We start from the raw sequence: 20366 nt of genomic DNA, 5'->3' as shown, positions 1-20366 counted from the left end.
TCAGGAAGTCTTGTTATACGCCGCCGGGGGGTGGTGTCGGTCAGCGAGTCGGCTTGTACCCTTCACAGCCTTTGGTGGCCAGTCGTTTTCGGCGTCGTGGGCTACTTCGCCCGGGGCGCACCGCACTCAAGCTGTTACCCAACAGGCGCCACAGGTTATCCAGGGCCTCGCGGCTGGGACGCACGAACAAGGAGACGAGGGTATGCTTCAGCCGGGACACGCCCTGAGTGAAGTTCGCCTTCCAGGCCAGCTTTCGGTGGGCGGTTTTGCGCTCAATGTCGGGCTGCTGTAGGGCCTGCATCAGCAGGGCCAGGTTCTTGAGCAGTTGGCAGGCGTGGATGTCCTGCTGTACGGCACAGACCGTCCGGCCACTGACGTTTTCCAGGCTCAGGGTTTGCTTAAGCCGGCGGTAGTCGGTCTCGATGCCCCAGCGCCGTTGGTACAGGTCGGCAAAGAGCTCGGCGGGGAAGGCCCCGGTGTCCAGGAGTGAGGTGGCCAGCACTTCCGTTTCCCCGGTGGGCAGCGTCACCCGGATCAACCGGATCTGGAGGGCCGTGTCCGGATCAACGCCGGACTGCCTACAGACCTGTCGGGATAACCCGTGCCGGCACGTCATCGAGACGGTGTCGTCGTCTTTTCCAGAATCCACAAACGCGCGGACTTCTCGGGAATGGGTCAGTGTCAGGCGCATCAGGAATTGCTGTTGACAGCGCTGTAGCTCGGCAAAGAGCCAGTGCGCGGGATAGCCCCGATCAAACAGAATCAGACTGTGGTCAGGAGCATGCTTCAGGTGCATGCTGGCACAGCCCCGCTCATCCACATCCGGCGTGATCAGGAGGGTGTGCAGAGTCTGATTGGACAGCAGGTCTTGCAGGACCGACACTCGGGCCACCGGCAACCCGTTGTGGGTACCAAAGTGCTTGGCCAGTGGGTCTTCCAGCGGCAAGTGCATGCTGGAGCCGTCCACGGCCAGCAGGCGCAGGCCCTGCCAGGTCTTGTGCAGCCCCAGCTCATCCATCTGGGCCTGCAGGGCGCTGTTGAGAGCCTCAAAAACTGACGCGCTGAGCTTCTGGCGGGCTTTGCTGAAGGCTTGGGCGGTGACCACCTGGGTTTCAAAGGTCGAGCCATTGAGCGCCTGAAAGAAGGCATCCAGTTCGGTTTGCAGGGCGCTTTTGGGCTGATTCAGCAGAAACAGGATCAGATTGCGGAAGGTCAGATGGCGTTTGCGGGTAAAGTGCTTCGGATGGGTGCGATGCTGGGCAATAAACTCGGGGCAGCTCAGTAAGCTGGTTATTTTATGTACAATTTTCGGAAAGAATGTCGGTTGGGTTGTCAAACGTTGTTTTTTTATTGTGCTCCATAGGGCATTTCCTCGTTGATGGTTGAGCTCTAATTATATGATATTTTTGGGGAAATGTCTTAAGTTGATGACATTGGCTCCTGGGCACCCTGTTTTGATGGATGATGAATATGTTCGTAAAGGAGTCGCAAACATATTTATTGAGGTAGAACCACTTGGAGGGCGGCGGAAAGTAAAAATTACTACAACACGAAAGCGAATTGACTGGGCCTTTTTTACCAAGGAAATGCTGGAAGAGCGTTACCCAGATGCGGAAAAAGTTATTTTTATTATGGACAATTTGAATACACACAATATGGCTTCGTTATACACGGCTTTCCCACCTGAAAAAGCCAAACGTTTGGCTGACCGGCTTGAGATACATTACACTCCAAAACATGGGAGTTGGCTGAACATTGCAGAGATAGAACTCAGTGTTTTGAAACGACAATGTCTTGCAGGACGAATTGATTGTATTGAAAAGATGCGAACTAAAGTGGCTGCATGGAATACAGACAGGAACAACCGACAAACCAATGTGGACTGGCAATTCGGTACAAATGATGCAAGACGCAAGTTAAAGCGTTTATATCCGAAGTTTTAAACTATACAGTGTACTAGGGCCAAGGCCACTGCCGCCGAACCACCAAAAAAGAACCACACCAATCCAGCTAACGCTGAGCGCACCGGTGGCTTTGACGCAGCGAAGCGGAGACAAAGGCATCCGCGTGCCGCGTCTGGTTAGCTGTTTTCTAGCATGTAAACACGAAGCTGCCGCTCCTCCCTCATAATATAGAGGATGAACACATGACTCCCTTCTTCACGGTAGAAAACACGGCAAGGGGGCACGACAACTTCCCTGTAGATTGAATTGGGTAGCTCAGGTGGAGTTCGGCCGGATTGCGGAAAGTTTTCCAAGCGCTCCGTTTTTTCAAAAACTTTTTCAACCAGAGCGCTTGCAGCAACTACATTATCCAGAGCAATGTACTCGGCAATAGAATCTAATTCTTGAAGAGCTGGCTCCGTCCAGATTATTTCAGCCATTTACTCATTTTCTCCCTGGCTTCGCTTTGGCTGTACGTTCTTCCCTCCAGTACAGCACGCTCTCCCCGTGAGAGCCCTTCAAGTAGTTCCAGCCGGCGCTGCATAAACTCGTAATCCTTCACATCAACAAGATAAGCGGACGGCTGGCCATGCTCTGTAATCAGTACCGGTTCTTTTGATAAACGCAGGTCTGCCAGAATTTTTGTCGCTTGGCGCTTGAGGCTTGTAACTAGCTCAACTTTCATGGAATTACCCTGAATTAGTTTGATAGTGACACTATAGTATCACTTTTCAGGTGGCGCCATCCCAGCTAACGCAAAGCTAAACGGTGCCCTGAAAAGGGCACCCGGTGGACGGCCATCAGGCCGGGAACGAACTTGAGCGATTTGTTAAAAATCAACGCAGAGTGACTAGCTCGCCCTCTACTTGGATACAATTGTGAGCCACGGGGAGTCCAAAGAAGTTGCCAGGCTTATTCTTCTGAACCTGATCAATTCTTACATTGACCAAAAGGTCACCAGTGATTCCCTGTTCTTGACCATTTTGGATTGCTTGATCCATCGCTCTCTGGAGACGAGAGTCATTTGGCTGCTGGCCCACCTGATGGCAATCCTCTCCCTCAACTCTCGTTGCAGATGTTGAATCGTAGTCAAGGTTTCTGACATTGAAACTGGACGCAGCCGTAAACTGGCCAAGTCTGTATTCTGGAGTTTGGGCAGCACAGCCCACCAATAACAAGCTTACGGCAACTGCGACAATACCTTTGTTCACTGAGACTCCTTACTTCTGATAAATTGTATTTTTAACGCTGAGCACAGCGGCGGCACGTCGGTGACGTCCGGCGGCCGTAAGCCGCGTACTGCTGCGATTTGTTAGCTGGGTGTAACTGCCAGCCCGGCCCCCGGCACTCAAAACGATAGCCTATTCCGCTGCTGCCCTTATGCCAAGATCCACAGATGCACAGTGTCAAAAACACTGCAACCGATGCGGCGAATGAACCAGAACGCCAGATTAGCAGACCAACAACTTGCTTACGCCGGACAGCCCCACAAACAGAACGCCCAATTTTCTGTTACCACTGTTGAACCGCTGAACTACCAACTGACCACTGATTACGACGGCCTTGGCACGCACCGAAAATCGCCGATTTGCTACCAACTCTGGGCCAAGGCCACTGATACCGAGCCACCAAAAAGGCACCACAACAATCCAGCTAACGCTGAGCACAGCGGCGGCACGTCAGTGACGTCCGGTGGCCGTAGGCCGCGTACTGCTGCGATTTGTTAGCTGGATGTAACTGACAGCCCAGCCCCTGGCACATAAAGTGATAGCCTACTCCGCCGCTGCCCTTGCACCAAAATCCGCCGATGCACAATGTCCTAAAACACCGCAACCGATGCGGCGGTCGAACCTGAACGCCAGATTAGCAGGCCAAAAACTTGCTTACGCCGGACAGCCCCACAAACGTGAGCTTACGGCAGCATAGCGTAACTTCCTGCTGAGCTTCTGATTCAATGAATGCCTCAACCCTATCAGGAGGCAGTCATGATTCCATCAACCCCCGTTGACGATACCGTTCAGCTCCAGAGGCGGCTCGATTCGCTGGCCGCAGACTTCACGCGCTGGCGTGCGCAACGACCACACCAGCGGGCTGCCGTGCCTCAGTCACTGCGCGACAGGGCCGTCGCGCTGGCACTGGCATCCTCGCGGGTCTGTGTCAGCAAAGCCCTCGGCGTCAGCTACACCATGCTGAACACCTGGTCGCCGAAGTTGCAGGCGCAAGCAACGACACGTCGGGGCGCTGCTCCACAGACAGTGACACGCTCATGTGTATCAGCACCAACCTTCGTGCCGCTTGAACAGGCGATAGCCGAAACCGAAACCGATATCACTGTCCCTACCTTCACCCTCTCGACCTCATCAGGCCAGCGGCTGACGATCGAAGGGGCCTGCAGTCCTGCTCAGGTGAGTGCGCTGGTACTGGCGCTCTGCGCCACGGAGGCCGCATGATCCTGCTGACCAGCTCGAGCCGCATCCTGCTGGCAGCGCAGCCGGCTGACTTTCGTCGCGGCATCGATGGCTTCGTGGCCCTGTGCCGTGATCAGCTCAGACAGGATCCGCGCGGTGATACCCGCTTCGTCTTCACCAACAAAAGCCGCACCATGGTCCGCGTGCTCTGCTATGACGGCAGCGGGTTCTGGCTCATGACCAAACGCCTCTCGCAAGGCCGCTTTACCCGCTGGCCGGCCGCAGGCAGTGCGCTGACCGTGCTGGAGGCGGCGCAGCTGCGGCAATGGCTGCGTGGCCCTGTCGAGAAATTATCTTGAAAACGTTCGAAAACTCAGTAGGCTATGCCAACACCTTCAAACAGACTCACAACAGGAACAGATCATGACTGCCAGTGCCACAACACTGACCGAAGCGCAGGTAGAAGCGCTGACCACGCGCGTGCAGCATGCGCTGGATCATGATCTGGCCCTACCACCTGAAGATGTCAGGCTGCTGCTCGATGCGCTGATGACGCTGGCGAAGCTGCAGGCTGGCATCAAGTCCAAGAGAGTCGGCCTGCACAAGCTGCGGAAGCTGGCCGGCCTGGTCGATGCTTCAGAAAAGCTCAGCAGTCTGCTGGGCACCGCCACTGGGAAGAGCGGATCACGCAAAGCCTCATCACGCAGTCCGGCCACCTCGGCCGAACCACCGGCTGTCGAGGCGGTGCCACCGACGGTCGAACATCATGCGCTCGAAGACGTCAGCAAGGGCGACGACTGCCCTGAATGCGAGACCGGCAAGCTCTACAAGTACGATCCGGCCAGCTTCGTCCGCATTGAGAGTCAGCCACCGTTCAATGCTGTGCAGCACGTGGCCGAGCGCCTGCGCTGCAACGCCTGCGGTGTCTTCATCACGGCCACACTGCCAGACTCTGTTCTGCAGGACGGCGGGCGAGGCCAGAAGTACGGCTACGGCGCCAGAGCCCTGATGGCCATGAACAAGTACTTCGCCGGCCACCCGTTTTACCGTCAGGGCACCCTGAATCAGCTCCTGGGCGTGCCAATGACAGCCTCGACGATCTTCGATCAGTGCGAGCATCTGGCCAATGATCTCAAGCCGGTGCATGACACCCTGCTCAAGCTGGCCGCCGACGCCTGGCTGTATCATATCGACGATACCGGGAACCGGATACTGGATCAGAAGCCGGTCATGAAACGCAGTCGCCATGACGGCCGTGAGCGACTGCGCTCCGGCATTCATACCTCCGGCATGATTGCCGAGCAAGGTGACGGTCCGCCCCTGGTGCTGTACCAGACATCGCTCAGCCATGCCGGTGAATTACTGGACGATGTCCTGCGCCTGCGCAGTGACGGCAGCCCGCCGCCGCTGGTGATGAGTGATGCGCTCTCATCCAATCATGTCAGCCGCACCCCGCTGCGCATCGCCCTGTGCAATGCACACGGCCGGCGCAACTTTGCCGATCTGGTGGTGCACTTTCCTGAAGAGGCGGAGGCGGTACTGACGCGTTACCAGCTGATCTGGCAACACGACACTGAAGCGACTGAGCAGCAGATGACGGCCGCGCAGCGGCTGGCCCATCACCGCAAGCACTCACTCCCGGTGATGGAAGACATCCGCCGCTATGGCGCAGACCGGCTGGCTGCGAACGCGGCTGAAGCCAACAGCAGCTTTGGCCAGGCGGTCAACTACTTCAACAAACACTTCGACGGACTCAGCGCATTCTGCCGCCAGGAGGGGGCACCGCTCGACAACAATCGCATGGAGCGTGGTCTCAAGCTGCCGATCCGCAATCGCAAGAACGCCATGTTCTTCAAGAGCGCCGCCGGTGCGGCCATCGCCGATGTGATCACCTCAGTGATTGCGACCTGCGCCTTTGCCGGAATCAATCCGCTGATTTACCTGCGCAGCGTCCAGCGTCATGCCAGCGAAGCCAGGCAAAACCCTGAAAGCTGGTTGCCGTGGACCTATCAAAGCCATAGCAGTCAAGACGTCAAGGCCGCCTGAGCACGCCCTCCAGGTAGGTCTAGCACAAGCGTAGCGCGAAGTTGCGCTATGCTGCCGTAAGGTCACCACAAACAGAACGCCCAATTTTCTGTCGCCACTTTTGAACGGCTGTGCTGCCAACTGACCACCAATTTCGACGGCCTTGGCAAACACCGAAACTCGCCGGTTTGCTGCCAAACCTGAACCAAGGCCACTGATACCGAGCCACCAAAAAGGAACCACATCAATCCAGCTAACGGCGCATTCAGCGGCTCGTCCGCTGCAATGCCTGGTTATACTGCTCTAAATTCAAGCCCAAAAAATGTGTTCCTTGAACTGGGTTGTTCGTTGCGGGTGGATGCTCAACAAACCCATATGACCTATATAATTTCAAGGCGGTTTGGAACTCAGGCAGAACATCTAAACAGATTTTCTTGTATCCACTGATAACAGCCTCTTGCAACACTCTATCAACCAGCTTGGTCCCCAGATTGCTACCACGAGCGCTTGGTCGAATATAAACTCGCTTCATTTCACAGACAGTTTCATCCAACCTCCGAAATGCCGCACACCCAATAGGTTTGCTGTCTTTTTTCAGCAAAAAAATCTTTGACTCTTCAGAGCTATATTTTTCAGGTAGCTGATTAAATTCTTGATCGTTACCTTGAAAAGAAAGATCGACCGAAGTCCGACTAACATACTCGCGGTATAGATCAAGAACATCCTTTAAATCATCAGGAAAAACTGCTCTTACTACCTCAAACACATCACTCTCCTGGCGGTATAACGCCAAGCACAGCGGCGCAAGGAACGAGCGTCCGGCGCCGTAGGCGTGAACTGGTGCGACTGGTTATAGATCATGCGCCAAACCTGACAATATTGGCACGCCTACCATTCTCAAGGGGAATGTTCTCATTTAACGACTGCGCTGTTGATGCTCAGTGCTTGCAGCAGGTGCAGCGCTTTTTCAGCCTTGCCGCTAGGGACATAAATGTGGTCGTGATAATAGCCAGCGACGACGTTAGCCGGAATGTCATTTGATGCAAGCTCGGAGGAAATAGCCGCTGTCAGCCCAACGGCTTCTAGGCTTGAGTGCACTGTGAGAGTGATTTGCCGATATGTTCCGTTGAACCTGAAGTTTTCCCTCACTGCTACAGCGACCGGCAAAACCAATGTTAAGCCTTCCGTTTCCCTTACAGTAGTCACTGGCTCAAGCCCAGCATAGTCACCGAGAGTGCCAGGGACACTGCAGAATACATAGTCGACCTCTGGCATCTGTGGGACCAGGGAACTCAATAGGCTTTCCAATTCGACGGTGCCGTCCATCCTAGTAAACGTCCTTATTGCTAATGAAATGACCGCCATAAGCGACCCGACCAACGAGAGACCACATGGCGCGAATTTAATGGCCTTGTTATACAGTTTTGACCTCAATGAACCACTTCGGCTGCATTGCTTCGAAGTCCTGACGAATATTGGAAGACAGGTAGCTTGCTGAATCCAAAACGAATGGCTGACCCTCCACACGCTTAAACAAAACCCAGTGCCAGAAATATCTGCCCTCTTCCTGATGATGCTTGATAGACAACAACGCAAGGTCCGGCAATCTATCCCAGGATTCAAACGGAATCTCATCGTTCGAGGTTTCAACGCCCGCGCTGGACAACATGCGACGGACATACTCTGTATCTGACCACAGCGACTTGTCTGAGGCATGGATGCCCATGGTGTCAGCTATGGATGCCATCTCTGCATACGACCTGCCAAGAATGTTGGCTACGGATGCAATGCCGCACCCTGTTGCTTCTTCCTGTATTACCGACTCTAGCACTGTAAACTCCTGAATCCATAACGCTAAGCGCACCGGTGGCTTTTTTGGAGCGAAGCGGAGAAAAACCATCCGTGTGACGTGGCTGGTTATGCATAGTTAGACACTCCACCGTTGTCCGATACAAAGTAGCGCAGTAGGCTCCACATCTGAAGGGAACCCAAATGCTTCCTTCACCTTCGAATCATCAAAGCCTGCGACCAAAACACAACCAATCCCTAGAGCCGTGCACTGAAGATGGACATTTTGCGCTAAAGCTCCCGATTCCATATACACATAGCGAGAACCGCGCTCTCCTTGGGGTGCCTGAGATTCAAAGCGCCTAATGGCTACTTCGAGCTTTCCAGCTAACCCAATGACGATGGCCGCGTCATTTAGCCATGGTTGATCGCCAATCCCCATTTCTCGTATCGACGCTTCTGGAGAGATGCTGCCAAGTAGCTTCAAAGAGTGATTGCCACTCTGGTATTCATAAATCCCAGGCTCAAGTTCCGCAATACGCCGCACCAAAATGTGGGTCTGCAAAGGGTAGAGTCCGCCCGCTGAAGGTATTGCCTTTTTTTGCTCCGGGCCTGTTATTCCTTGCGCAGACCACAGTAACTGGGATAGAGAATCAATACGCAGGGGAGCCTTAGAGTACTCTCGCACACTGCGACGATTTTCAATACAGCTAACCAATGATTCAGACTCAAGTGTTTCAGGAGCAGGTAGCTCGAAAATCATGCACTACTCCTTATGCATTGTGGCGTTACGCAATCGATTTCTCGAAGATATTTTCTTCAAGCAACACATGTACCAAAGTTATTCATCAGCATAGCGATGCAGTATATTCTCCAGTATTTTTTTAGCCTCCATCGCCGCATCAAGATTTCCCTGAACGTGCGCTACTGAGGTAGCCCCTTCTTTAAGTAGAACAACCAAGCGTGTGAGCTCTTCTGTTGCCCCATCCGGGAGAGACAACGCATCCACATGCTTTCGAATCAGTCTCGTTATATCAGATTTGTGCTCGGCACAGGCCCGGTGGATGACATTGTCTCGGTCGCCGAATTCAGCGCTGGCATTGATAAAGAAGCAGCCATGGAAGTGGTCGATATCCGGCACCCGGCTGTGGAACCAGTCATCCAGAGCACTAAATAGTTCAAGCAAAGCGGGTTTGCCTGAAAGTACATGATCCAGCCTCGATATAAGCCAAGCCCGGTAGCTACAGTCACGATAGCGGATGACCGCTTCCACTAGGTGTTGCTTGCTGGGGAAGTGATGATAAAGCGTTTTCTTGGCTATGCCTGACTCCGCTAACACTAGGTTCACTCCCACTGCGTTAATGCCCCGAGTGTAAAACAATTTAAAGGCGGTACGAACTAGCTGTTCTTGCTTATCCATGGTTATACCCACATCACACCAGATATCCGTATCTTGACATCAGTAGACAAGACTGTCTACTCTATGCAGACCGATCTGTCTACTTTGGAGATTTTGCTCATGTACAAACGTCTGACCACTTCACGTTACCTTGTCCCTTTGCTAGCAGGCTTGGGGGCAATGCTGTGTATTACCGCTTTGAGCAGCCTGGGCAGCGCTAATCAGTCCTCCGTCTGGTTGATGGCTCCCTTTGGCGCGACCATGGTAATCCTATTCGGATTGCCGGAAAGTCCACTAGCACAGCCCAGAAACATCATCATAGGTCACCTATTAACAACGGCGACCGGCCTGTCTGTAGCAGCTCTGGTGGGCGTTACCCCCTGGTCGATGGGGTTGGCAGTAGGACTAGCGGTAAGCTTGATGATGCTGACCAACACTACCCACCCACCAGCAGGGGCTAATCCGCTGGTCGTCATGCTTGCAGGTGAACACTGGGGTTTCCTGTTGACGCCGGTGGCGGCAGGCACCATTCTGATTGTGGCTTTCGGGGTGGTATACCACCGGCTTATTTCCGGTCAACGCTATCCGAAGAAGTGGTTGTAAACGACACTATTAGTCAAAACAGGGAGGCTGGGCCAGGAGAAATACTTGAGGAGCCCAGCTCACTGATCTGCATAACGCCAAGCTTTGCGGCAATTTTGGAGCCGCGCAGCGGTGGAAATATTGTCCGGCAACAGCGACTGGTTATGCATTATTCGTAGTGGCTCCAGAGTCGGAGAACTTTGACTACTCGTTCGTCTTCAAGCACTTGGTACACCAGTCGATGCTGAATATTAATCCTCCGTGAGTAAGCTCCCGCAAGATCACCGATAAGTTTCTCAAATGGAGGCGGTTTTCGATACGGATCTTCTGAAATCAGCGCCAACAGCTCTTGGGCTTTTGGTTTTAGGCCGCTTGAGGCCAACTTCTTTGCGTCTTTCTGGGCTTGCTTGGTGTAAACCAACGTCCATGTCACCAGTCCAGCTCCCTATCACATTCCTCGACAGGGGCACCCATCCCCTCACGAATAGATTCGCGCATACCCGGCACGGAAAGCAGGTAAAGCGTTTCCTGAATAGCAGACCAGTCTTCTTCAGACACAAGTACGGCTTTATTCCGCTTGCCCATGATGATGATCGGCTGATGAGAGTCGGCGGTTTCATCAATCAACCGATAAAGGTTGCTGCGTGCCTCAGTTGCAGTAATTCCGATCATGACGCACCTCTGGTGTGTTTAATTTTTCACCAGTGTACGCTATAAGGTACGTACGTCAAGACGAACGGTTTGCATAACGCTTAGGTAACCGGCGCCGGAGCGCCAGCGGAGGGAACCAAAAGCGGCCACGCTTTTGGCGTCCGGTTGACCGCCTTGTTAGGGCCTTCTAATCGGGATAGCATAACCATAGTGCTACTCGCGGAGGCTCCATGACTACCGAAACATTAAATCACCTACGCTCCCAGATTTCGACTCTCTCCGAGTCGGAACGCGCAGTGCTGGCTCGCGAGCTCATAATGAGCCTGGACGGCCCCCGTGATGACTCTGTTGAGCAGGCCTGGAACGATGAAATTATTCGCCGTGTGTCCAAGGTCAAAAGTGGTAAGGCCACACTTCTCAGCCGCGAAGAATTCCGAACAAAGATGCGAGCGAGGCTAAACCAGTAACAATGCGAACGGTAAGGATACTGGAAGAAGCCTCACAGGAAGCGATAGAGGCCGCAGCATGGTACGAATATGAGCAACCTGGACTCGGAGCCGAGTTCTTCGCTGCTATTGACGCTGCCATCGACGTTATTGAAGAGAACTTCATCCCCTTATCACCTCTCCCCGAGCAAGCCGGCCATACAGGCGCAAAACGACTGATTCTGGAACGCTTCCCGTACGACATTGTCGCAATTGAGTTGCCGAAAGAAACTGTCGTAATCGCCGTTGCCCACCACTCCCGGAAGCCTGGCTATTGGCTGGGGCGAAGTAAGCCCTAACGCTCGCAGCATGCGCGCCCTTGTAATGAAGCCGAAGGCGCAATGTAAAGGGCGTCGCCGTGCCTGCACTGGTTATGTTTTGAATCAACTCCCAAGGTTCAACTTCATTTCTAGCAGAGATCCTCGAAAGCCAAATTTCTCATATGCACGAACAGCAGAATTATTCTCCGCATACACTTCAAGATAGAAATCGATGACTCCTCGTTGCTGGCCCCAACTAACCAGATCTTGCAAGATCACTTTGTTTAACCCTAGCCCTCTGTACTCCTCTGCCACATACATGAAGCCAAAATATCCATGGTTATCGTGGTCTAAGGCAGGCTTTGAATGGCGCACCTGAACGTACCCTGTAGCGACAATGTTGCCAGAAACCTCTCCAACGACCAACCTACTATCACGATCAGTAATCAGCTTTTCGATATCGTAGTAATAGGCGTCTTTTTCTTTGAGAGACGTATTGTACGGACGCTCAGCGTCAATCACCTTTTGTTCCAATGCTGCGAGAGAACGGTAATCGTCAACCCTTGCTTCCCGCACAGTCAGTCCATCTAAATTCATCAATACTCCAATGCCGGTATCTCGTCACAAACATAACGCCAACAGCACGCGCGGCTGCGGAGTGGAGGCGAAGCCGCAATGGAGTAGACGTCGCCGTGGCTGTGATTGTGATTGTGATTGTTAGGCGATCGGACTCGGCTCGGCGCCATTAGTGAAGTATGCCCGTATAATATAGTCGTTCTTGCTTTCCTCAATGGCCATTGCAAACTCTACTTTTTTCTTTACCGTTGGAAAAAGCTTGTCCTTTTGCTTCATGATTCGCCTGAACTCCCATTCGAGACCTTCGAGTGCCTATATGCTTGGCGCCCGGGCCCGTTGAGATTCAATGAACTTTTTGAGCTTTCCATTCCGTTTTTTTCCAGATGACAGTGACATGTTCCATGCAGTCTTCACCAAATCCAAGTGTGCCTGCATTTCCTCCAGATTTTCCACGCTCTTTAGCAGGTCACCGCTAACTGCTATGAGCATTTCTGATACCTTTTTCATACTATGGATCTTACTCAAACTCAGATTGTGGTGCGCCTAACGAGGTTGTAGAAAAACCCTCGAGCACTTTTGTGATGACGTTTCTACGTAAAATCCAGGTCTGCTTTCGACGATAAGTGCTCCAGATTTTAAGAATAGGCGCTATTTTTAGATCGTTTATTAACCAATTTCAGTTCGAGGATTGTCTTCGACCTTTTTCTACAGCCTCAACGCTGAACGAAGCGGCGCGTCTCACGCGTCCGCCTTCCGTGATTTGTTACATGGATCAGTGCAACTTGCTCGAGATGAGGCGATTTAAGCTGACACCGGATTCAGCAGCTTGGATTACAAGCGAACGATGTGTGTCTGGAGGGACGCGCACCATAAACTTCCCACTGAATGACTTTGCAGAAATGGGCTGAGGTATATCTTGAGCCTCTTCCTGAAGATCCTTGATGCAATCTCGAACCAACCTACGAATACCCTTGAGGGCTTTTTCGGGTGTGTCTTCCAACCAGCTTAAGCTAGGGAACTCAACGCACAAACCCACATGCTCCTGATCGTCTTCTGACCAGGTCACCCGGTATGTATATCGATCAATAGTTTTATCCATTTTTCACCTCCAGTCGCTCTACAGCCTGCAGCACCTGCTTCACTTGATATGCCTTAGCCTTGCCTTTGGCGTTCTGAATATTGACTCGCGGGTCACCAAGCCATGGCGTCTTGTAGACTCTGTGACTGGATCCGGATTGCCGCGGCTCACCGAAATACAGATCGCATACTTTGCACAAGTCAGAAAAGCGGACGCCTTTCGGATTGTCTCGCATAGATTTGAGAAGATCGTCGAGTTTTGCCATGTGAAAATAGTATCACTATTGATACTGAAGTCAACAGGCTAGGCGCTGGTAGCCGTTTCCATTTAACGCTCGGCTTTGCGGCGTGCCGGAGCGCAGCGTAGGCGCGTCCGACAACAGCCGCTTGTTAACCCCGGAGTTCGAGGTCCTCCCGGATGACCTCGGGATGGCGGAAAGCAATCTCGATGAGCGCTTTCGCTGGCCCAGAGGGCTTCCGTCGCCCTTGCTCCCACTCCTGCAACGTACGCGCAGAAATATGCAGTACCTCAGCAAACTCTATCTGGGTCAGGCCGGTTTTACTCCGTGCATCTGCTACCTCATTAGGCTCCACACGACTGACTCGTGCGGCTTTGCCCGCTTTCATTTCTTTGACGGATTGGAGTAGCTTGTTGCCAAGTTCCTCAGCACTCAGAATCTCGTTACTCATTTTCCAATACCTCACGAATCGACTTCAGGATATGCGCGGGTATGTTGTCCTTGACGGCCTTTTTGTAGATCACCAACAACCAGATCTCACCATTTGCCAGCCTGGTGAAGTAAATAACTCGCACCCCACCACGCTTCCCTGAACCCGCTACCGACCAACGAATCTTTCTACACCCGCCGCTACCTGAGATGGGGTCGCCAATTTCAGGATTGGCTGCCAGCCAAGCAAAGAAAGCGCTTCGCTCCTCCTCAGTCCAGACTTTTCTGGCGTCCGCTTCAAATGTAGGGGTTTCGATGATGGTAAACATGGTAACCAATATACGTCATTGACGGAGTTTTGCAAGATTGGCGGCAGGAAGGGTTAACGCCGCCTTAAGCGGACAAAAATTGTTGGCTACACTTGTTGAGGCACGAAACAAAGCCAACTGTTTTTGTTCCGTTTAAAGGCCTTGTTATGGCTCGTTGAACCGTTTAAAGCTATTTTCCATTGCATCGGTTAATTTATTAACCCTTTCAACTGTTTCTTCAAAGCCCTTTAGTTGTTCTTTATTAATTTTTCCTAGCTGCTCTTTAATTACTGAATAACTACTTGTAGTACTGCCTTTTTGAATATGGTCATCTACTTTGATCTTCAGTTGCTTGATTACAAAAACCAATTCAGTTTCAGATAAAACTCCAACATTATATAAATCTAATCCAAACATAATTGATGATTCACTAAACTCTGCTTCTTTAGAGTCTTCAAATGTTGTTTTCAACAGTTCTGAAACTTTTTTCTTTAACTCTCCAACAGCTAATGAATGGATTACAAATACAAACCCATTTATAGCTCTTAGGCGCTCGTTAAATTCCATCGCTGTAATATTTGAAATAAACCTTTCGAGCTGTTTATTTCCTTCAAAAAGGTCACTTGCATCATTTTCGTTGTCTCTAATCAAGTATAAAAGGTTAGAAAATAGCCGTCCTCGCTCTTGAATAGGTATATTTTCATTTGAATTTATTTTCTCAACTTGCTTGTCAAATAATAACTTTAAATCAGCTACAGAAAATGAGCATCCATATCTATTAACTTGAAATACTAGAAATCTATTAACAGCTTCAGATAGGAGAAACCACCTATTAGTATCAAATGAAACTGTCAGACGTTTAATTATTTCTTTGAGTGTAACTTCGGAGTGTTTTGCATAAGAAAGTAAAATAAGTGCATTAGACCAAACTTTAATACAATGCTCTTTTAAGTTGAATGAGCCCCCCGAAGAGATTGTTTGGATTAAATTATCCAAGACAAGAAAAATATACTCAATTGTATCTTCTGATATTTCTAATGATTTATCTTCATTTAACTTGTCGGACAAAAACTTAACAAGATCTTTTTCTTTAAATGAAATCAACGCGCTATAAGAAAGAAGCACATCAAGCTCAACTTTATTCTCTAAGCATTGCCTTTTTATAATTGCTTCAAAAGCAATTTTACAAATATTTTTGTAATCTGAGGAATATAACGTCGTAATTCTATTTTTAGTTATAAACATGGCCGTACAGCGAACTTGGTTATACATGGAAGCTAGCTTATTACTAAACACCATCGAGCCACTATTTATACTATCGATTTCATCATCTATTTCTCTACTCAGGTTGGCTACATTTCTGAAGCGCTCTAATAAAAAAGAGTTATTTGAATCTAATCCATGAAATAGAGATTTTTGCCTATTAACAATACTTTTAGGAAATTTCTCAATGAGTTCAGAGATATTATCATTTCTTGATAACTGCTCTTCCATCGAGGTTTCAAAAAAGTCACCAGCAAGATCCCATGGTATTTCACCTAAGCATAATTGTTTCTTATTAAATGAAGAGATCAAAGATTTAATGAACAACGACTTAGAAAAATACATATTAGCTACGTGTGTAAAAGCCTCTCTTGCTATATGCAGTTTTTTTAAAAAGTAGTTGTCGTACGCATTTTGAAAATGCATATCCTGATTATCACTTGAGTTAACTGTTGCAGTAGAAATCCGATCAGAGATTTTACTAAAATTGAAGGATGTATATTCATCAACAAATTCGAATTTAAATACATTTCTTACTCGATAGTATTTACGATGCTCAAATGAAAGCCGAATTTCAGAAACAGGAATAAATTGTAATATTTTTAGGAGTTGCCTTCTGATTTTTCTAATCTTATCTCGGTTGTAACCCTTCTCTTCTTCGCTCAGGTTATAAACAATCACATTATCACTTGAATCAAAATAAATTTTATTAATCTCAGTTATATTAAACCTGTTTTTAAATAATTGGACAAATACCGAAGGATATATGGTTTCCCAGCTAGAAATATCAATAGCAATTTCACCTATAATATCAAGCATTTCTGTAGGTTCTGGGTGGATTATTTTAGAAATAGTCTCTGCTACCCTACAGCTTTTAGGTGATAGTTCAGGGTAGTCCGTTGCATTATTGGTGTTTTCCTCACACAGTAATGGATATACACCTTTTTCTCTTAAATAATTTGATTCAGATAATGTTATTTTACTTTCGGTTAAGATTGTGAAAGCTGGCGGAGCATCTTGGGTTCTGTTTCTTATCCAGCTTAAAATCTGATTTAAATTATAATCGCTTATACTGTAACCAACAAAAATTACAACATGAGTAGAAAAAAGGCTTTTGATGAAATTTTCAATTAAAGGAAATTTATCTGTGTAAGCTAAATAATCAGATTCTTTAAATACTATATTTCGGTGAGTCAAATCACCATGCATTTTTACCAATAGTTGTGAGCTTGGTGACGAAGCAAGTTCATGATCGTTTGCTACTGTAAAATACAAGTCTCCGTTAGTGTTTATCGACTTTTCGAGTAAATCATCCCAATTTGTCGTTATTATATGTTGTGGCTTTAAGGAGAGAAGCAGTTCATGAAGCTTATTTGGTTTGCTTTCAGACGGAAAAAAGTCATTAATTTTGCTGTAATACGTATTTCTTCCATATTGAAGATAGTAGTGTTCAGCTATTTTCAAATAATCATCTGTTCTAGGCAGTTCTAAAGCACTTTTCATTAAACTGATAAGTTCTCCCCATGACGGAAGATTTGAATCAAAAGACACAGCGGATCCAACAAACACAGCAAGTTTATTGTTTTCAATAGCTTTACGAATTGTTTTAAAGTGCTCTTTATTTGTTACATCCATTTTGTATCCTAGAATTACAATTTAACGCGAGAAGTTAGCCTAGAGCCATAACACCTAAGCATTTAATGGTCGTGCGCAGCATGACCATTAAATGTCTGTTGGACTAAGCCGCCAACGCCGCAGCTATCGAACAATGCTTAAGGATAAAGTAATTTGGAGGCGAAGCCTGAACGGTACATCTGGGGCCCGGTACGAAGCAATGTCGGCGGGTTTTGGTCTCATTCGATCCTTCATGAGGCGGTTCCTTGTTGTGACTACCCTCAGATTACCCCTCGTATGCCCCTTTTTCCAGCGTTCGCCCGCAGAAACGCCCAGCTCCTTTAGAACGGTTGTTTTCCAAGCACCGAACCAGGCGGAGATGGGTTAGCCCGTTGGGATCACCGCTGGTCTAAATCGTGGAACCTGACGAACCATGCGAACCACACCGCTGTCACAAAGAAGACACGGCCAGCATCGCTGAGACGCCGGGCTCTCCAGTGTCGCTTCTGATTTGAGCGGCTGCGATAAACAGTGCCGGATAACCGCCAGTTTGCGGCGTCGAGTGCAGTTGCTCAGGTAGCCAAAATGGCGAATTCGCATAAAGCCTTTGGGCAGAATGTGCATCAGGAACCGACGCACGAACTCCTAGCCATCCAGCCATTGGGTCTTCAATCGGGAATGATCCCGATAGTCCTTATAGCGGAACGCGATCCGGTCATCCTCCATCGTCAACAAACGCCCATTGCTGATGGCGATTCGGTGAGTGTAGCGAGCCAGATAATCCACCACGCTCTCGGCCTGGTTCAGGCAGTGTCGGGTGTAGACCACCCACTCGTGTTGCATCAGGCCGTCGAGCACGCCATCAATCTCACCGTTGCGGGTCACCCGGTGCAGTTCGCCGGCGTTCACCGCCGCTCTTAGCAACGACACCATCCGCTCTCGAAAACGCCGGGATAAGGCCCGTACCGGGAACAAGTAGTGGCTTTTTGCCTTGTGCCAGTCTTCGGTGCCGGTCAACACTCCGCCGGGGATCAGGCAATGCACGTGCACATGACGGCTCAGGTTCTGTCCCCAGGTGTGGAGCACCGCTGTCATACCCAGTTCGCCGCCAAGGTGCCGGGTGTTGCGCCCAAACTGCTTAAGCGTGTCCCAGACTGCGGCGAACAGACAGCGATAGATCACGTCGGGATGGAGCTGAACCCAGCCGTTCAAGGTGTGAGGTAGCGTAAACACCAAATGGAAGTAAGGCACCGGCAGTAACAGGGAGCGCTGACGTGCGCTCCATTGTTCAGTTGCATGGCCCTGGCATTGCGGACAATGGCGATCCCGGCATCCGTAGTAGCAGACGGAGTGGGCCTGGCAATGATCACAACGCATGTCCATACCGCCCATGCGGGCGGTTCGGCAGTCCGTTAGGCGGGCGCAGACTTTACGACGGTGACTGTCCAGTGTCTGACCTGGCAGAAATCGCGTCAGTATGTTTTGAACGCTCAGTGTGCCCGCCATCATGCACCTCCGAGACTTGCGATCAGGTCTGCAGGACCCCCGTTTTGGGGTGTGACGCCTGGCAACCAGTGCAGATACCGTTGAGTGCTGCGCAAATCGCTGTGCCCCAAGAGCCGTTGCAGCTCATGAATGGGCAAACCCCCCTCCAGCTGGTGTGTGGCGTAGGCATGGCGCAAGGCGTGAATGCCACCGCATTTTTCAATGCCACTGGTTGTCTTGGCTGTGTGGTAGACCTTCTGAGGCGTGGTGATATGAAGGTGTCTGTCTGGCAGTAAATCACTGGGAAATAACCAGAGCATGGGATGGCGAATCTGCCAATAGCGACGGAGCGCTTGGAGTACTCCGGGAGCCAGGGGCACCATCCGGTCTTTGGCGCCCTTGCCTTTTTCAATCCGCAGCAGATGGCGTTCACCATCGATGTCTTTGACCCTCAACGCGACCGCTTCGCTGACGCGCAAACCGCATCCATAGGTGACGGATAACAGGGCTTGGTGCTTGGGGTTAAGAACAGCGGCCAGAAGGCGCGTGACTTCCTGGCGTGTCAGTAATTCTGGAATGCGCTGAGGTCGCTTGGGCAGCACCAGGGTTACATCGAAGTGCGCCCAGTGCAGCACCTTCAGATACAGAAACCGGATGCCATGGAGGTAAACACGGCAACTGGCCGGTGACAGCGAGCGCTCCTGCACCAGATAGTTGAAAAAGACTTGTAAGTCTTCCACCTTCAACTGATCGGGCGAGCGCCGATAATAACGGGCCAGCGCGGTGACGACGTAAAGATAGCTGTGCTGGGTTCGGGGGGAAAAGCCATGTTGGCACATGGCCTGGATCATGGTCTGACGTAACGGTGTCATGACGGACACTCCTCTTTTGAAAGCCCACTCGGGCTAATCAAAAGTATCGGTCAATTCACCTGATCTCGCAGGAAACTTTCAGGCTTACTCGCTACCGCGAAGCGGTTTAGTTCAACGCTGAGCACAGCGGCGGCACGTCAGTGACGTCCGGCGGCCGTAGGCCTGGTGCTGCTGCGATTTGTTAGCTGGGTGTAACTGACAACCCAGCCTTCGGCACTCAAAACGATAGCCTATTCCGCTACTGCCCTTGTACCAAGGTCTGCTGATGTACAGTGCGAAAAAGACCACCGCCGATGCGGCGAATGGACCTGAACATAAGACTAACAGATCAAAACCCAGCTTGCCGCAGACGGCCCCACGAACGGAACACTCAATTTCCTGCTAACACTACTGAAACGTTGGAGCACCAAACTGACCATAGATTTCGACGGCTTTGGCGCAACTGAAAAATACCGGTTTTGCTACCAACTCTGGGCCAAGGCCACTGATACCGAGCCACCAAAAAGGCACCACATAAATCCAGCTAACGCTGAGATAAGCGGCGGCTAAAAGCCGTCCGGTGGACGGCCATCAGGCCGGGAACGAACTTGATTAACTGGTTAGCTGGGTGTAACGATGAAGCCACTCCCTGGCGACCAATACGATGGCCTGCGCCATTGCTGCTTTGCACCAAAATCCGCCGGTGCACCGCGTTTAAAAACACCACAACCGATGCGGTGAATGAACCAGAACACCAGATTAGCAGATCAAAACCGTGTTCACGACGAACAGCCCCACAAACGGAACACCTAACTTTCTGTCACCGCTATTGAAACGCTGAACTACCAACTAACCACCGATTTTGACGGCCTTGGCAAACACCGAAACTTACCGGTTTTGCTGCCAACTCTGGGCCAAGGCCACTGACACCGAACCACCAAAAAGGAACCACACCAATCCAGCTAACGCTCGCAGCATGCGCG

General features: G+C 50.4%; 26 protein-coding genes and 1 pseudogene. 7 read left to right on the top strand and 20 right to left on the bottom strand.

The features are described from left to right. Positions 1 to 40: 40 nt before the first annotated feature. Complete coding sequence (locus ATI45_RS15960) at positions 41 to 1336, bottom strand: IS4 family transposase (protein WP_098420637.1); 1296 nt, start codon at positions 1334 to 1336, stop codon at positions 41 to 43. 91 nt (positions 1337 to 1427) lie between these two features. Between ATI45_RS15960 and ATI45_RS15955 the strand changes: the two genes are divergently transcribed. After that, on the top strand, positions 1428 to 1943 hold the full coding sequence (locus ATI45_RS15955; protein ID WP_228706261.1) for a transposase: 516 nt from the start codon (positions 1428 to 1430) through the stop codon (positions 1941 to 1943). Between the two features lie 137 nt (positions 1944 to 2080). Here ATI45_RS15955 and ATI45_RS15950 read toward each other — a convergent pair whose 3' ends face one another. The 3 genes from ATI45_RS15950 to ATI45_RS15940 form a co-directional block, all read right to left on the bottom strand. Further along, on the bottom strand, positions 2081 to 2383 hold the full coding sequence (locus ATI45_RS15950; RefSeq protein ID WP_098420636.1) for a type II toxin-antitoxin system RelE/ParE family toxin: 303 nt from the start codon (positions 2381 to 2383) through the stop codon (positions 2081 to 2083). Beyond that, positions 2371 to 2628 carry a type II toxin-antitoxin system Phd/YefM family antitoxin gene (locus ATI45_RS15945; RefSeq protein WP_098420635.1) on the bottom strand — a complete coding sequence of 86 codons (258 nt, stop codon included), beginning with the start codon at positions 2626 to 2628 and terminating at the stop codon, positions 2371 to 2373. The genes ATI45_RS15950 and ATI45_RS15945 overlap by 13 nt, the downstream gene beginning before the upstream one ends. Positions 2629 to 2779: 151 nt before the next feature. After that, positions 2780 to 3154, bottom strand: a complete 375-nt coding sequence (locus tag ATI45_RS15940) for a hypothetical protein (protein ID WP_098420634.1) — start codon at positions 3152 to 3154, stop codon at positions 2780 to 2782. A 774-nt stretch (positions 3155 to 3928) separates the two neighbouring features. Between ATI45_RS15940 and ATI45_RS15930 the strand changes: the two genes are divergently transcribed. Genes ATI45_RS15930 through tnpC form a run of 3 tightly spaced genes read left to right on the top strand, consistent with a single transcriptional unit; the run spans position 3929 to position 6397 of the window. Next, positions 3929 to 4393 (top strand): hypothetical protein, encoded by a 465-nt coding sequence (locus ATI45_RS15930; RefSeq protein WP_098420632.1) that lies wholly within the window; start codon positions 3929 to 3931, stop codon positions 4391 to 4393. Then, the gene (tnpB, locus tag ATI45_RS15925) at positions 4390 to 4710 is read left to right on the top strand and encodes an IS66 family insertion sequence element accessory protein TnpB (protein ID WP_018405611.1); all 321 of its coding nucleotides are present in this window, start codon (positions 4390 to 4392) and stop codon (positions 4708 to 4710) included. The genes ATI45_RS15930 and tnpB overlap by 4 nt, the downstream gene beginning before the upstream one ends. Further along, a complete protein-coding gene (gene tnpC, locus ATI45_RS15920) occupies positions 4685 to 6397 on the top strand; it encodes an IS66 family transposase (protein WP_218926151.1) in 1713 nt (570 codons plus the stop codon). Before tnpB ends, tnpC begins: the two co-directional genes overlap by 26 nt. A 244-nt stretch (positions 6398 to 6641) precedes the next feature. Here tnpC and ATI45_RS15910 read toward each other — a convergent pair whose 3' ends face one another. From ATI45_RS15910 to ATI45_RS15890, 5 genes are all read right to left on the bottom strand, one after another. Further along, positions 6642 to 7142 carry a GNAT family N-acetyltransferase gene (locus tag ATI45_RS15910; RefSeq protein WP_098420630.1) on the bottom strand — a complete coding sequence of 167 codons (501 nt, stop codon included), beginning with the start codon at positions 7140 to 7142 and terminating at the stop codon, positions 6642 to 6644. A 146-nt stretch (positions 7143 to 7288) separates the two neighbouring features. Beyond that, positions 7289 to 7702, bottom strand: a complete 414-nt coding sequence (locus ATI45_RS15905) for an ACT domain-containing protein (protein ID WP_098420629.1) — start codon at positions 7700 to 7702, stop codon at positions 7289 to 7291. 88 nt (positions 7703 to 7790) lie between these two features. Then, the gene (locus ATI45_RS15900; protein WP_098421788.1) at positions 7791 to 8207 is read right to left on the bottom strand and encodes a hypothetical protein; all 417 of its coding nucleotides are present in this window, start codon (positions 8205 to 8207) and stop codon (positions 7791 to 7793) included. 96 nt (positions 8208 to 8303) lie between these two features. After that, positions 8304 to 8927 carry a SagB/ThcOx family dehydrogenase gene (locus tag ATI45_RS15895; protein WP_098420628.1) on the bottom strand — a complete coding sequence of 208 codons (624 nt, stop codon included), beginning with the start codon at positions 8925 to 8927 and terminating at the stop codon, positions 8304 to 8306. A gap of 78 nt (positions 8928 to 9005) precedes the next feature. Continuing rightward, positions 9006 to 9584 carry a TetR/AcrR family transcriptional regulator gene (locus ATI45_RS15890; protein ID WP_098420627.1) on the bottom strand — a complete coding sequence of 193 codons (579 nt, stop codon included), beginning with the start codon at positions 9582 to 9584 and terminating at the stop codon, positions 9006 to 9008. 99 nt (positions 9585 to 9683) lie between these two features. Between ATI45_RS15890 and ATI45_RS15885 the strand changes: the two genes are divergently transcribed. After that, positions 9684 to 10166, top strand: coding sequence for an HPP family protein (locus ATI45_RS15885; RefSeq protein ID WP_179888421.1), 483 nt, complete (start codon positions 9684 to 9686; stop codon positions 10164 to 10166). A gap of 148 nt (positions 10167 to 10314) precedes the next feature. Here the strand turns inward: ATI45_RS15885 and ATI45_RS15880 are convergent, their stop codons facing one another. Together ATI45_RS15880 and ATI45_RS15875 are read right to left on the bottom strand one after the other, a co-directional pair. Continuing rightward, positions 10315 to 10578 carry a Txe/YoeB family addiction module toxin gene (locus ATI45_RS15880; protein ID WP_098420626.1) on the bottom strand — a complete coding sequence of 88 codons (264 nt, stop codon included), beginning with the start codon at positions 10576 to 10578 and terminating at the stop codon, positions 10315 to 10317. Further along, complete coding sequence (locus tag ATI45_RS15875) at positions 10575 to 10817, bottom strand: type II toxin-antitoxin system Phd/YefM family antitoxin (RefSeq protein WP_098420625.1); 243 nt, start codon at positions 10815 to 10817, stop codon at positions 10575 to 10577. The genes ATI45_RS15880 and ATI45_RS15875 overlap by 4 nt, the downstream gene beginning before the upstream one ends. Before the next feature lie 209 nt (positions 10818 to 11026). On the opposite strand from ATI45_RS15875, the gene ATI45_RS15870 reads away from it, so the two are divergent. Further along, positions 11027 to 11263, top strand: a complete 237-nt coding sequence (locus ATI45_RS15870; RefSeq protein ID WP_098420624.1) for an addiction module protein — start codon at positions 11027 to 11029, stop codon at positions 11261 to 11263. Between the two features lie 2 nt (positions 11264 to 11265). Beyond that, on the top strand, positions 11266 to 11580 hold the full coding sequence (locus tag ATI45_RS15865; protein ID WP_098420623.1) for a type II toxin-antitoxin system RelE/ParE family toxin: 315 nt from the start codon (positions 11266 to 11268) through the stop codon (positions 11578 to 11580). A gap of 84 nt (positions 11581 to 11664) precedes the next feature. On the opposite strand, the gene ATI45_RS15860 is transcribed toward ATI45_RS15865, so the two are convergent. The 9 genes and pseudogenes from ATI45_RS15860 to ATI45_RS15825 all read right to left on the bottom strand — a co-directional run bounded on the left by ATI45_RS15860 (position 11665) and on the right by ATI45_RS15825 (position 19404). Then, positions 11665 to 12138 (bottom strand): GNAT family N-acetyltransferase, encoded by a 474-nt coding sequence (locus ATI45_RS15860; protein ID WP_179888086.1) that lies wholly within the window; start codon positions 12136 to 12138, stop codon positions 11665 to 11667. Positions 12139 to 12258: 120 nt separating this feature from the next. Then, the gene (locus ATI45_RS23070) at positions 12259 to 12393 is read right to left on the bottom strand and encodes a hypothetical protein (protein WP_267283833.1); all 135 of its coding nucleotides are present in this window, start codon (positions 12391 to 12393) and stop codon (positions 12259 to 12261) included. A 496-nt stretch (positions 12394 to 12889) separates the two neighbouring features. Continuing rightward, on the bottom strand, positions 12890 to 13216 hold the full coding sequence (locus tag ATI45_RS15855) for a type II toxin-antitoxin system HicB family antitoxin (protein ID WP_098420622.1): 327 nt from the start codon (positions 13214 to 13216) through the stop codon (positions 12890 to 12892). After that, the gene (locus ATI45_RS15850; RefSeq protein WP_098420621.1) at positions 13209 to 13460 is read right to left on the bottom strand and encodes a toxin HicA; all 252 of its coding nucleotides are present in this window, start codon (positions 13458 to 13460) and stop codon (positions 13209 to 13211) included. The genes ATI45_RS15855 and ATI45_RS15850 overlap by 8 nt, the downstream gene beginning before the upstream one ends. Positions 13461 to 13584: 124 nt before the next feature. After that, on the bottom strand, positions 13585 to 13884 hold the full coding sequence (locus ATI45_RS15845; RefSeq protein WP_098420620.1) for a helix-turn-helix domain-containing protein: 300 nt from the start codon (positions 13882 to 13884) through the stop codon (positions 13585 to 13587). Further along, positions 13877 to 14191: a transcriptional regulator gene (locus tag ATI45_RS15840; protein WP_098420618.1), complete on the bottom strand. Its 315-nt coding sequence runs from the start codon at positions 14189 to 14191 to the stop codon at positions 13877 to 13879. The genes ATI45_RS15845 and ATI45_RS15840 overlap by 8 nt, the downstream gene beginning before the upstream one ends. 144 nt (positions 14192 to 14335) lie before the next feature. Beyond that, complete coding sequence (locus ATI45_RS15835; RefSeq protein WP_098420616.1) at positions 14336 to 17068, bottom strand: SIR2 family protein; 2733 nt, start codon at positions 17066 to 17068, stop codon at positions 14336 to 14338. Between the two features lie 363 nt (positions 17069 to 17431). Further along, a pseudogene (locus ATI45_RS15830) lies at positions 17432 to 18553 on the bottom strand (IS91 family transposase). Beyond that, entirely contained in the window at positions 18553 to 19404 is an 852-nt protein-coding gene (locus tag ATI45_RS15825; protein WP_098420563.1) for a tyrosine-type recombinase/integrase, read from the bottom strand. Before ATI45_RS15825 ends, ATI45_RS15830 begins: the two are co-directional and overlap by 1 nt. Positions 19405 to 20366 lie beyond the last annotated feature (962 nt).

Source organism: Marinobacter sp. LV10MA510-1 (genome assembly GCF_002563885.1).
Taxonomy (GTDB): domain Bacteria; phylum Pseudomonadota; class Gammaproteobacteria; order Pseudomonadales; family Oleiphilaceae; genus Marinobacter.
The sequence above is the reverse complement of the archived record's forward strand: the minus strand, read 5'-3'. Positions and strand labels throughout refer to the sequence as shown.